Source organism: Luteibacter sp. 22Crub2.1 (assembly GCF_900167995.1).
In the GTDB taxonomy this organism is placed as follows: domain Bacteria; phylum Pseudomonadota; class Gammaproteobacteria; order Xanthomonadales; family Rhodanobacteraceae; genus Luteibacter; species Luteibacter mycovicinus.
This window is the reverse complement of record NZ_FUYT01000006.1, coordinates 212,832-225,338: the sequence shown is the minus strand read 5'-3', so window position 1 is coordinate 225,338 and position 12,507 is coordinate 212,832. Positions and strand designations below refer to the sequence as shown.

The 12,507-nt window shown below is 66.0% G+C and carries 10 protein-coding genes; 3 read left to right on the top strand and 7 right to left on the bottom strand.

Translation table 11 applies throughout. From position 1 onward, the window contains the following. Positions 1-83 precede the first annotated feature (83 nt). Positions 84-1,733, bottom strand: coding sequence for an ArnT family glycosyltransferase (locus tag B5X73_RS08185; protein ID WP_079521273.1), 1,650 nt, complete (start codon positions 1,731-1,733; stop codon positions 84-86). Positions 1,734-1,850: 117 nt separating this feature from the next. Beyond that, a complete protein-coding gene (locus tag B5X73_RS08180) occupies positions 1,851-3,428 on the bottom strand; it encodes a methyl-accepting chemotaxis protein (protein ID WP_079521272.1) in 1,578 nt (525 codons plus the stop codon). A gap of 249 nt (positions 3,429-3,677) precedes the next feature. Here B5X73_RS08180 and B5X73_RS08175 point away from each other — a divergent pair, with 249 nt between their 5' ends. From B5X73_RS08175 to B5X73_RS08165, 3 genes are read left to right on the top strand one after another with little or no spacing between them, the layout of a single operon-like run. Continuing rightward, positions 3,678-4,220 (top strand): RNA polymerase sigma factor, encoded by a 543-nt coding sequence (locus tag B5X73_RS08175; protein WP_139382703.1) that lies wholly within the window; start codon positions 3,678-3,680, stop codon positions 4,218-4,220. Further along, positions 4,217-5,239, top strand: coding sequence for a FecR family protein (locus tag B5X73_RS08170; RefSeq protein ID WP_079521270.1), 1,023 nt, complete (start codon positions 4,217-4,219; stop codon positions 5,237-5,239). Before B5X73_RS08175 ends, B5X73_RS08170 begins: the two co-directional genes overlap by 4 nt. 24 nt (positions 5,240-5,263) lie before the next feature. Further along, positions 5,264-7,744, top strand: coding sequence for a TonB-dependent siderophore receptor (locus B5X73_RS08165; protein ID WP_254857256.1), 2,481 nt, complete (start codon positions 5,264-5,266; stop codon positions 7,742-7,744). Here the strand turns inward: B5X73_RS08165 and B5X73_RS08160 are convergent. Genes B5X73_RS08160 through cyoB form a run of 5 tightly spaced genes read right to left on the bottom strand, consistent with a single transcriptional unit; the run spans position 7,741 to position 12,491 of the window. Further along, positions 7,741-8,664 carry a DUF535 family protein gene (locus tag B5X73_RS08160; RefSeq protein ID WP_079521269.1) on the bottom strand — a complete coding sequence of 308 codons (924 nt, stop codon included), beginning with the start codon at positions 8,662-8,664 and terminating at the stop codon, positions 7,741-7,743. The genes B5X73_RS08165 and B5X73_RS08160 overlap by 4 nt on opposite strands. A 39-nt stretch (positions 8,665-8,703) precedes the next feature. Further along, entirely contained in the window at positions 8,704-9,486 is a 783-nt protein-coding gene (locus B5X73_RS08155) for an SURF1 family protein (protein WP_079521268.1), read from the bottom strand. Next, positions 9,483-9,893, bottom strand: coding sequence for a cytochrome o ubiquinol oxidase subunit IV (cyoD, locus tag B5X73_RS08150; protein WP_036109351.1), 411 nt, complete (start codon positions 9,891-9,893; stop codon positions 9,483-9,485). The genes B5X73_RS08155 and cyoD overlap by 4 nt, the downstream gene beginning before the upstream one ends. After that, entirely contained in the window at positions 9,890-10,465 is a 576-nt protein-coding gene (gene cyoC, locus B5X73_RS08145; protein WP_214442890.1) for a cytochrome o ubiquinol oxidase subunit III, read from the bottom strand. The genes cyoD and cyoC overlap by 4 nt, the downstream gene beginning before the upstream one ends. A 52-nt stretch (positions 10,466-10,517) precedes the next feature. Further along, a complete protein-coding gene (cyoB, locus tag B5X73_RS08140) occupies positions 10,518-12,491 on the bottom strand; it encodes a cytochrome o ubiquinol oxidase subunit I (protein WP_197056653.1) in 1,974 nt (657 codons plus the stop codon). Between the last annotated feature and the right edge of the window lie 16 nt (positions 12,492-12,507).

The window sequence follows — 12,507 nt, the reverse complement described above, 5'->3', positions numbered from 1 at the left end:
GCCAGCAGGGCTGGCTCCTACCAGAGCGCGGCATTTGGTGGGTGCCGTAGCCCTGTAGGAGCCAGCCCTGCTGGCGAAAGCTTCTAGCGATCGGTCACGAGCCCTGACGGCACGCATGCCGCTTTCGAAGCCGCCGAAGGCAGCAAGGAATACCGTAGCCCGTTGGCCAGCCCGACGAACACGACCCGCTCCTTCACCACGCAGTCGTCCAGCGCCTGCCCGGTCACCAGGAGCCAGCGATGCGACGGATCTTCCCTCTGCCAGGCACGCCCATCGGCCAGTTGCTCCGGACCGCTCCTGCTGAAGCCGAATTCCTTCACCGGCCGCACGGCCTGCAACAGGTTTTCCTCGCGCCACAACACCATGCCAAGCTGTCCGTCGGCGCCGATCAGCTGATCGGCGCGCATCATCACCTGTCGCGCCGATTCATTGGCATTCAACGCCGGGTAGGTCATCACCGGCCAGACGATCCAGCCCGCCGCCATGCCCACCAGCAACGCAATGACACCGCGTCGCGTCCGCCAGAGCGCCGCGCAGACGAGGAACAGCACACCGATCACCACCAGCGCGAGCCACAACGTATGGCCGCCATCGGTCAGCTCGTAGCGGGCGGCCATCTTCTGCGCCGCTCTGGGCTGCTTCAGCAGCGCCCACAGTCCGACGCCGCCAAACACGGCGCCGCAGATTGCAGTGAGTGCCAGACAGAACCGCTGCAACCAGCGTGCCTTCAGCAACTCGCCGAGGTAAGGCGCGATCGCCAGCGCCAGCATCGGCAAGGCCGGCAGGATGTAGATCGCCCGCTTGCCCCGGGGAATCGAAAAGAACACCAGGATGAGCAGGAACGACACCAGCGGCATCCAGACGCGCGGCTCGCGCAGGCGCAACGCCTCGCGCCAGCGCGGCAGCATGAGGGGAATCAGCAGCCATACCGGCACCCATTCCTGCAGAATGACCCCAAGGAAGAACCACGGATACTCCGCGTGCTGCCAGGAGTTGGCGTACCGTTCCGCCGTCTGGCGGAACAGGATGTCCTGCACGTAGGCCAGGTATTCCGGGGTGCGCAGCCCGTACGCGGCGATCAGCATCGGCGCGAGCCAGAGCGACACGGCGATCAGGAAAGCCAGCGCACCGCCGGCCCAGCGCCAGCCGTCGCCCTGCGTGCGCGTGACGCCCGGCCATTGCCGGAAACGCATGACGCCGTAAGGAATCAACATCAGCAGCGCGACGATACCGACGCCCTTGGTGATCACCCCGAGCCCCGCCGCGAAGCACCCGAGCCAGTACATGCGCCAGCTCGGACCACGCAGGCAATGGATCAGGATGCCGACGTTGCCCAGCGTGATCCAGAACAGCGAGAGCGGATCGATCTGCGCATGCCGGATCACGTCGATGAACTGCATCGTCGACAGCACGACGATCGCCGCGTACAGACCGGTGCGAGCGTCCCAGAGACGGCGCCCGGCGTGCCAGACCAGCGCCAGCGTGCCCAGGCCCGATAACAGCGAGGTCAGCAGGAAGGCGCCACGCCAGCCACCGGTGAGCCACATCCACGCCGCCTCGGTCCACATGAGCATCGGCGGCTTGTCCGAGTAGAGCTCCATCCCACGATGAGGAAACAGCCACTGGCCGGATTCGAGCATTTGCCGCGCCACGAGAGCAAAGCGGGGTTCGTCAGGCGGCCACGGGTCGCGCAGTCCTATTCCCGCCGCCAGCACCGCCAGGGCGATGAGCATGAACCCGTAAAATTCACGTCGGGAGGATCGTTCGTCGTTCAAGTGCGGACATGGGACGGCGGCTGAGGTCGCGCCATCCTAGCCGACCTCTTGTGACAGACGCTTACAGACGCCTTATCAGGCGGCGTCGAGCTGAAAGAAGGCCACGCTGTCGACCAGTTCGCGCGCCCGTTGCTTCACGGCGTCGGCGGCCGCCGCGGCCTCTTCCACCAGGGCCGAATTGCTCTGGGTGACCTCGTCGATCTGACGCACGGCCTCGTTCACCTGAAGGATGCCCGCTGCCTGGGCGTCACTGACCGTGGCGATGGCACGCACGGAATGAGTCATGCGCTCGACGCCGCTGGAGAGTTCGGTCATGGCGCTGCCTGCGCTGCCGATGCGGCGGGCGCCGTCGGCGATCGTCTCGACCGATTCGTCCACCAGGAGGCGGATCTCGTTGGCCGCCTGCTTCGAGTGACCCGCCAGCGTGCGTACTTCCGCCGCGACGATATGAAAACCGCGTCCCGCCTCACCGGCACGTACCGCTTCCACGGCCGCGTTGAGTGCGAGGATGTGGGTCTGCGAGGCGATCCGGTCGATGACGGCGGTGATGTCGGCGATCCGGCCGGACACGTCGGCGATGCGGTCCATCGCGTCGACCGCGTCGCGCATGGCGACCTCGCCTTCCTGCGCGCCGAGCAACGATGCTTCCGCGATGCCGCGCGCCTCGCGCGCGTTCGCGGCATTGCCGTTCACGCTGCTCGTGAATTCCTGCATGGACGAGGCCGTCTCTTCGAGCGCGGCGGCCTGCTCGCTCGTGCGCGACGAGAGGTCCAGGTTGCCTTCGGCAATCTCACCGGTCGACTGCGAAATTTCTTCCGCCCCCTGGCGGATCGTCGTCACGACCTGGCGCAGCTGTCGGTTCATGCGGGCCAGTGCGCCCAGCAACTGCGCCGTCTCGTCACGGCCGTGGACGAGGATGTCAGTCGAAAGATCGCCTTCGGCCACGGCTTCCGCGACGGAGACGGCCCGACCGATCGGCCGCGTAATGCTCTGCGCGAGCAGCACGGTGATCACCACACCGAGCGCGACCGCGCCCAGCACGACCGCACCGAGCAGAATCAGGGCGGCGCGGAAGGCCGCGGCGCTTTCGTCCTCCAGACGAGCCGAGGTCGTCGCTGACTCCTTCTGCACCCGGGCCACGATGTCATCGATCGCGGCCGTCGGAGCGCGATCGATTCCCTTCACCAGGCCATCGACCACGTGCGCACTTCCCGGATTGGACGCCGCGTACTGGGCAAGCGCGGCAAGGTATTTCTCGCGCAGGGTGGCGTGCGTCGCTTCGATGGCGTCGATTTCGGCCACGGACGACCCCACGCCGGCCAGCTGCGCACGCAGCCGCTCCAGGTCCGCCTTCACGGCGTCCGCCTGCGTGCCGAACGCCGCGCGGTACTTCTGGAAGGCGGCGGGATCGGCACCGCGAAGCAACAGGTCCTTCCATTCCTGGACCTGCTTCTTGAAGTCGACCTGGGCCACGCGAGCGGTATCCGCCGCGGTGGAATAGGCCAGCGCCGTGCGGGCCGACGCCACCTGGACCTCGTGCATACGGGCAAGGCCGCGCCAGCCACCGATGCCGACGATGACCGTCGCGGCAAGGAGAATGGCGCCCAGGACGGCAAGCCGGGTGGCGATACGAAAGCGGTTGAACGACGTCATGAAGGGGACCGGGTGAAGACGCAGTCCGCTTGCATCGTGGGGGGATAGACCCTTTATCGGCACGGTCCACCACGCCTTGACCGGTATCGGCCGACGAAGATGTGAAGGCGCCCATTTCAATTTTCCGGAGCTGGCACGTCTAGGGTGTTCGCCGGTGCGGAAATCGGCGTTCGTCCCTGCCCGTACGGGCGCCGATTTCCCACCGTGCGACCATTGATACCCAGCCCCATGAACGCGGTCAGACACACCATGGACTCTTCCGAGGCAGGCGCCTCACCGGGGGGCAAGCGCGCCGCCCAGGTGGTCGCCCTGTTCCGCGAGCACAACCCGGCTCTTGTCGCCTTCCTGCGGGCACGGCTGAATTCGCTTGCCGACGCCCAGGAAGTGGCCCAGGAGGTCTATCTGAAGCTGCTGGCGCTGGACGACGCGACGAAGATCGATTCGCCGCGTGCGTTTCTGTTCCGTGCGGCCTCCAATCTGGCCGTGGACAAGCTGCGGATGCGTAACGTACGCGCCACGGCTCCGGTCGATCCCGATGCCGACGACTGGCATGTCACGCCGATTCCCGAACAACACGCGTCGGCCCATGAGCAATGGCGCGACCTGCGCCAGGCCCTGGACGAGTTGCCACCCAAGACCAGCCGCGCCTTCGTCATGCACGTGATCGACGGACGCGACTTCGCCTCCATCGCGAAGGACATGAAGCTCAGCGAGCGCATGGTGCGCTACCACGTCGGCAATGCCCTGGCGCATTGCCGCGAACGCCGCGACCGCGCGGAGAACCCCTCATGACCCTGACCCCCGTTAGCATCGATCGCCCTGTCGAACACACCGCCGCGGACTGGTGGGCCCAGCTGCGCGATCCCGACCTGCCCGAACAGGCGCTGCTGGACTGGAGCGACTGGCTCGAGGCCGATCCGCGCCATGCGGAAGCGTTCGAGCGCGCCTCGGCGCTGGCCGAGGCGGCGGGCGCCATGGCCCCGTCGCTGCGCGAACGCTTCGTGCAGCGTTACGCCCCGGCCCCGCTCCATCCGGATCGTGCAAGGCGGCCGCTCATCGCGCTGGCAGCCGCTGCGGTGGCGGCGCTGGCCCTGCTCGGGGCGGGCGCATTCATCGGCCTGCGTCCGTCCCATGAGGCATCCACCCGCCAGTACGCCAGCGAACGTGCCGGCCATCGCGACATCGACCTGCCCGATGGCTCCAGCATCGAGCTGGGGGGCGCGACCTCGGTAACCACCCGCTATGGCCACGACGAGCGGGCGATCGATCTGGATGCGGGCGAGGCCTTCTTCCGGGTGGCGCATGCCGAGCGTCCGTTCGTGGTCAATGCCGGCCCACTGCGTATTCGCGACCTCGGCACGGCGTTCAACGTGCGCCGCACCGGCGACCGGGTCACCGTGGCGGTGACCGAAGGCCGGGTGCAGGTATCGCCGACGGGGGCTCAGGGCGACGATGGCACCATCGAACTCGGTGCCGGGCGCGAAGTCTCATTCGATCCGGAGACTCACGCCATGCGCATTCTGGACGTGGATCCGGCCACGGCTACCGCGTGGCGCGGCCATCGGCTCGAATTCGTCAATGAACCACTGTCGTCCGTGGTCGACAACGTCAACCGTTACAGCAGCCGGCCCATCCGCCTCGCCGATCCGGCACTGGGCAAGCTGACGTTTACCGGCACCGTGCAGGTCGATACCATCGACAGCTGGGTGGCGGCCCTGCCCCGGGTGTTTCCGGTGCGCGTCGACACCTATACCGACCGGCTGGAACTCACCCGTCAGACCGCCATGACGCGGGGTGCCAGGCCGCGCTGAACACCACCGTTGGGGCCGCAGGTCTTGCAGTACTCGCTTCGCGGGCGCCGGCGCGCAATCACCGGCGCGCTGGCGTTGGTGCTCGCGCACGGCGCCGCCTGCGCCGCCGAGGTTCCGGCCGATGGTTTCAGTTCCGCTCCCGTGGCGTTCGCCATCGCGCCGCAGCCGCTGGCCACGGCGCTGCTGGCCTGGGGTAAACAGGCCAACGTACAGGTGCTCACCGCGTCCGGCTCCATCGCAAGCTGGCGATCCGGTGGTGCGCAGGGCGTTCTCACGCCGAACGCCGCCCTCGATGAACTGCTGCAGGGCACGGATCTCGAACGGGAGTCATATGACGCCCGCACGGTCGTCGTGCGCCAGCGGCAGAAGCCCGGCAACGCGACGCCGGCGCCCGGCGATCCGGCCGCCCCCTTCGATCCGGCGGATGTCGTTCCGCTGGCGACGGTCGACGTGCAGGGTCTGGTGCAGGACGGCGGTTTCAAGGCGGACACCACCCGAAGCGTCACGCGCAACGATGCCCACCTGACCGACGTGCCGCAGTCGATCTCGGTGGTGACACGCGACGTGATCGAGTCACAACAGGCGGTCGATATCGGCGATGTCGCGCGCTACGTCGCCGGTGTGCAGTACGTCGACGGTTATGGCGGCGCGCCGCTGTTTCTCATCCGCGGTTTCGATGCCGGCCATGGCATGACGGACGGCATGCCTAACGGCATCGCTCGCACCGAGGATCTGCCACCGCTGATCGGCATCGAACGTGTCGAAGTACTGCGCGGCCCCGAAGCCATTCTTGGCGACGCGTCGCAGAACAATAATTTCGGTGGCTCGGTCAACGTCGTGATGAAGCGGCCACAGGCCGAGACGGTGCGCACGATCACGTATTCACTGGGCAGGTACGACGGCGGCAGGCTCGGTATCGATCTCGCGGGCACCGCATCGAAGGACGGTTCAGTGACGTACCGCCTCGTCGCGGCGGGGCAGCGCGGCGAGAAAACCGACGAAGGCGATGGTGGCGGTCACGGCGCTTACGTCGCGCCCTCGCTCGCATGGCAAGGCGAACGCACACGTGTCATGGGCGGGCTGGAATTCGTGGACAACCGGGTCCCCGGACCGGAGCACACCGTCCTGCTCGGCGCCTCGCTGGCCTCCGCGTCGCCGTATCGCTCCGTCCCCGGCACACCGGGCGACACCTCGACCTACCGCACCGGACGCGCCGTGTTCGAGCTCGATCACGAGTTCGAGGACTGGACGTTCCACAGCCAGGGCCAGTACGTCCGCCAGCGCAGCGACGGCAACAGCTGGTCGTATGTATCGAGCGGTTTCGGTACGCAGAGCAACGTCCTGTCGGCCGTCGCGCGCTCGTTTCGCTACACCGGCACCTACTGGACCTGGCAGAACGACCTCACCCGCACGTTCCGCTACGGCGACGTCACGCACACGGTTCTGGTCGGCGTCGACCTCGCCCGCACCCACGCGGGTGACGGCGGCAGCGGCACGACAACCGAAACGGAAAGCGGCACCGACGAGGTCACCGATCGCGATGCCTACGTAACGACCCGTCCGCTGGCGTACGACCTGCGCACTGGCGCGACCATGTCCGCCAAATACAATGCGCTGATCGCGCCGGTGAGTACCACGGTGCAGACGCTGGGCGGTTCGTGGCAAACGAATGCCGGCGTCTACCTGCAGGATCAGGTCGCGATCGGCGACGACTGGAACGTCCTTGCCGCCCTGCGCCGAACGACCTATAAGCTGGAGACGCACTGGACCGATGGGTCTCCCCGCACGATCCGCAAGGCGCGCTGGATTCCCAAGCTGGGCGTCGTTTACAAGCTGACGCCCGGGATAGCGCTGTACGCCGACTCGTCGACGGGTTTCCAGCCGGACCCGCTGCTGGGTAAGGACGGCCAGCCGTTGCCCGTCGCCACGTCCCGCCAGGTGGAAGTCGGCGGCAAATTCGACCTGTTCGACCATCGCGCGCGACTGACCGCAGCGGTCTATCGCATCCATGTCGATCACAGCGTCGACCTGGTATCGCCGGAACCGCCGTTCTTCGCCACGCCCGGACCGGGCCAGACCAACCGCGGCGTGGAGCTGGAGTTTTCCGGTCGTGTCGCCGAGGGTCTCGATGTGCTGGCCAGCGTGACGGAAGCACGTATCCACAACAACGACGACACCCGCCCCACCGGTTCTCCAAGGCATCAGGCCGCCGCATGGGCGAGCTATCGTTTCGGCGACGGCGACACCAAACCCTGGGGCGTCGGCGCCGGCATCCTCGCCCGCAGCCGCAGCATCGGGCGGACCAGCGGCGACGGGCAGTACTTCGGCATTCCCGGCCAGGCCAGCGTGGAGACCAACGTGTCGCGTTATGGCAGGAACTGGCGGCTGACCCTGGGCGTGAAGAACCTCTTCGCCCGCACGCTGTACGCAGTGAATTTCGACGAGACCTTCGTACCTGTAAGGCAGGGGCGCGTCGTGCTGCTCTCGGGTTCGTACGACTTCTAGGCCTTCGCGAACGAGCGCAGGGCGACCTCGCAGGCTTCACGCCGGAACGTATCGCGTTCATCGCGGCCGCTGCTCGCCCCGATGCGCGGAATCTCGTAGCACCCGTCGATACCCGGGACGCCGCCATGCCGGCGCCAGAAGCGGTCGTAGGACGCCGCCGTGACACCCGCCCGACGATCCAGCGGATGCGCCTCACGGGACACGCCGCGCACCCGGTCGATGCCGAAATACGTCGCCAGCGCCCGAACCACCGCGAGCAGCAGGTCGCGCGGACGCAGGCCGCCCGTGGCCCGGGTGAACCGTGCGATCGCACCGCGCCCGAGGTAGGCCCACGACCCGCGCATGGCGCCGACCAGCAGGCCATCCGTTCCGCCGAACGTGATCGCACAGGAGGAAATCACCTCTTTGTCGCCGTTGAGCAGGAACAGGCCGAGTTCGCCCGTGGCTTCGTGCTCGGGCGCGCGCGCATGCAGATACGCCACCTCACCGCCACCGAGCGGCAGCGTCGCCAGGCGTACGTCGTGACCGCGGATCAGACGCTCTCGCAGGCGCTCCGGGAACTCGCGGGCGACAAACCGGTAATGCGCTTCGACGAGGCGGGCGCACGTCGCCAGATCGAAGTCGCGTGAGATGTAATGGCGCTGCCAGCGCTCATAGACGCGGGGATTGAGCTCAGCGGCCGCACGCATCGCCCGCGAGCGCCCAACCATGCCCAGCCATGCCGTCTGCCGCCGAAAGGCCGCGAGCGAACGAAGGAGATAGGTGAGGCGCCGTTCCGGAACCGCGCCTTTGCGTCGCAGGGAAGCACGGCGTCGCGCGTGGTCCAGCATCAGGGCCAGCGTGCCTCGCCGCTGGCGGGGCGTCGCCCAGGCCAGGGTCAGGTCGTGCATCGCTTGCGACTCGGGGTAAGGCGTCTGCATCTACCCAAGACGTCCGGGGATGCCGAAATTGAAACGCCCTCAGGGTGTGCGGCGCTTCCTGCGCTGGTCCTTCCAGACGATCCAGGCGCCCAGCAGGGTCATCAGGGCCAGACCGAACCACGTGATCGCGTAGGACAGATGGTTGTCGGGGAAAGCGATGACGGTCAGCCCGCCGACCGGACCTTCGTTACCCTCGCCGCGACCGGGCGAGGAAGCTGCGTCCGCGTCGACGAAATAGGGCGCGGTGTCGTCCAGACCCTTGGCCGCGGCGATCGCCGCCACGTCACGGGAATACCAGCGATCGCCCGCGGGGTCGTTGTCCTGCAGGAACGCACCCTTGGGTTCGCTGATCCGCAGCAGGCCGGAGATCGTGGTTTCACCGGCGGGGCCGGGGGTACAGGTGGCCTTACCGCCGCACCAGGTGGTGGACACGAAACCGCGGTTGACGATGACCGTGTCGCCCGAACGCGTACGCAGCGGGGTCATCAGCCACGAACCCATGCCCAGCTCCGTGCTGGCACGCACACGCACGCTCTTGTCCTGCAGGAACGTGCCGGTCAGCCTGACCCGGCGGTACTCGTCGTTGGCGGCGCTGACCACGGTCCACTGCCCACGCCCCGGCGCGGAGACCGGTTCCGCATGCACGCGCTGATCGACGCGGGCGATCAGGTCGTGTTTCCACGCGCGCCGATGCACCTGCCAGGTACCCAGGGCGACGAAAGCGACGAAAAGCACCGTGCCGAGCACCGCCAGCAAGGCCAGAACGAAGACGCCGCGCGGAGGGCGCGGCGTCGTGGCTTCGTTTGGAACGTTGGTGCTCAAGGCAGGTTCTTGACCTGTTGCTCGGTCATGTCATGCGACATACCCGGCATCATGTTGGCGTTCATGTGGAACATGACCCAGATGGAACCCGTGAGCGTGATGACCACCAGCACCAGAGTGAAGATCAGGGCCAGCATGTTCCAGCCACCCTCCGACTTCGTGTTCATGTGCAGGAAGTAGATCATGTGGACCACGATCTGGATGGCGGCGAAGAAGAGCACCACGATCGCAAGCGTCTGCGAGTTCGGGATGACCTTGCCCATCACGAGCCAGAACGGGATCGCGGTGAGGAACACGGCGAGGAAGAACCCCGTCATGTAGCCCTTCAGCGTGCTGTGGCTGGCACCGTCGTCGTGATCGTGGTGATCGTCGTGGTGGTGATCGTGCGATTCGATGTGCGCGCTCACGGCAGCACTCCCATCAGGTAAACGAAGGTGAAGACGCCGATCCAGACCACGTCGAGGAAGTGCCAGAACATCGAGAGGCACATGATGCGACGTTTGTTGGCGGCGGTCAGACCGAAGCGACCCACCTGGAACAGCAGCGTGACCAGCCAGATGCAGCCGAAGGTCACGTGCAGGCCGTGGGTGCCGACCAGGGTGAAGAACGAGGACAGGAACGCACTGCGCTGCGGACCGGCACCTTCGTGGATCAGGTGGGCGAACTCCCACATTTCGATGCCGAGGAAGGCCAGACCGAACAGACCGGTCACGACCAGCCACGCCATCATCGTACCCTTGCGATTCTTCTGCATCTCCAGCACGGCGAAGCCGTAAGTGATGGAAGACAGCAGCAGCATCGTGGTGTTGACGGCGACCAGCGGCAGCTCGAACAGGTCGGCACCCGAGGGGCCACCGGCGTAGCTGCGACCCAGCACGCCGTAGACGGCGAACAGGCAGGCGAAGATGAGGCAATCGCTCATCAGGTAGATCCAGAACCCGAGCAACGTTCCGTTGGCCGGGTGGTGATCTTCCTTCATCCAGAACTCGAGTTTCTGGCCATCCGCGACGACTGCGGGCGAAGCGTGATTATCAGACATGGGCGGCAAGCTCTTCCGTGCGGATGGCTTCGGTACGAGCCACTTCGTCGGCGGGGATGTAGTAGTCGCGCTTGTAGTTGAAGGTGTGCGTGATGGCGCTCACCAGCAGGCCGACGAAGGCCAGGCCGGCGATGAGGAACATGTGCCAGATCATGGCGAAGCCGACCACGAAGGCGAAGCCCGCGATGACGACTCCCGCTGCCGTGTTCTTCGGCATGTGGATCGGCAGGTAGCCACCGAGGCGACGCTCGTGACCGCGCTCCTTCATGTCCCACCAGGCATCCGAGTCATGGATGATCGGGGTGAACGCGAAGTTGTAGTCCGGCGGCGGCGACGAGGTCGACCACTCCAGGGTACGGCCGTGCCACGGATCGCCGGTGACGTCGCGCAGCTTCTCGCGGTTGCGGATGCTGACGAAGATCTGGATCAGGAACGAGGCGATACCCAGAGCGACCAGCACCGCGCCGAAGGCGGCGATACGGAACCAGATGGCAAGCGACGGATCTTCGAAGTGATTCATGCGGCGGGTGACGCCCATGAAACCCAGCACGTACAGCGGCATGAACGCGAAGTAGAAGCCGGTCAGCCAGAACCAGAACGAGCACTTGCCCCAGAACGGGTCGAGGCGGAAGCCGAAGGCCTTCGGGAACCAGTAGTTGATGGCGGCGAACACACCGAACACCACGCCGCCGATGATCACGTTATGGAAATGCGCGATCAGGAACAGCGAGTTGTGCAGCAGGAAGTCGGCCGGGGGCACGGCGAGCATGACGCCGGTCATGCCGCCGATCACGAAGGTGACCATGAAGCCCATCGTCCAGAGCATCGGCACGTCGAACTGGATGCGGCCACGGTACATCGTGAACAGCCAGTTGAAGATCTTCGCACCCGTCGGGATCGAGATGATCATCGTGGTGATGCCGAAGAACGAGTTGACGCTCGCGCCGGAACCCATGGTGAAGAAGTGGTGCAGCCAGACCAGGTACGACAGCACGGTGATGACCACGGTGGCGTAGACCATCGAGGCGTAACCGAACAGGCGCTTGCGGCTGAACGTCGAAACGATTTCCGAGAACACGCCGAACACCGGCAGCACCAGGATGTAGACCTCGGGATGACCCCAGATCCAGATCAGGTTGACGTACATCATGGCGTTGCCGCCGAAGTCCGTCGTGAAGAAGTTGGTACCGGCGTAGCGGTCGAGCGCGAGCAGCACCAGCACCGCCGTCAGCACCGGGAAGGCGGCGACGATCAGCACGTTGGTGCACAGCGAGGTCCAGGTGAAGACGGGCATCTTCATCATGGTCATGCCCGGCGCGCGCATCTTGACGATGGTGGCGATCAGGTTGATACCGGACAGCGTAGTGCCGACACCGGCCACCTGCAGCGACCATATGTAGTAGTCGACACCGACATCGGGACTGGCCGCGAGGCCGGACAGAGGCGGATAGGCCAGCCAGCCGGTACGCGCGAACTCACCGACGAACAGCGAGGCCATGACCAGCAGGCCGCCAGCGACCGTCATCCAGAAGCTGAAGTTGTTGAGGAACGGGAAAGCCACGTCGCGCGCGCCGATCTGCAGCGGCACCACGTAGTTCATCAGACCCGTGACCAGGGGCATCGCCACGAAGAAGATCATGATCACGCCGTGGGCGGTGAAGATCTGGTCGTAGTGATGAGGGGGCAGGAAACCGGGGTTGTCGCCGAAGGCGATGGCCTGCTGCATACGCATCATCAGCGCGTCCGCGAAGCCGCGGAGCAGCATGATGATGCCGAGCACCATGTACATGATGCCGATCTTCTTGTGGTCGATGCTGGTGAACCACTCTTTCCAGAGATAGCCCCACAGCTTGTACTTGGTGATCAGACCGAGCACCACGATGCCACCGAGGGCGACGCCCGCGAAGGTGGCGATCAGGATGGGCTCGTGGTACGGAATCGCATCGAGAGTGAGGCGTCCGAAGATCAGTTTGGCTAGATCG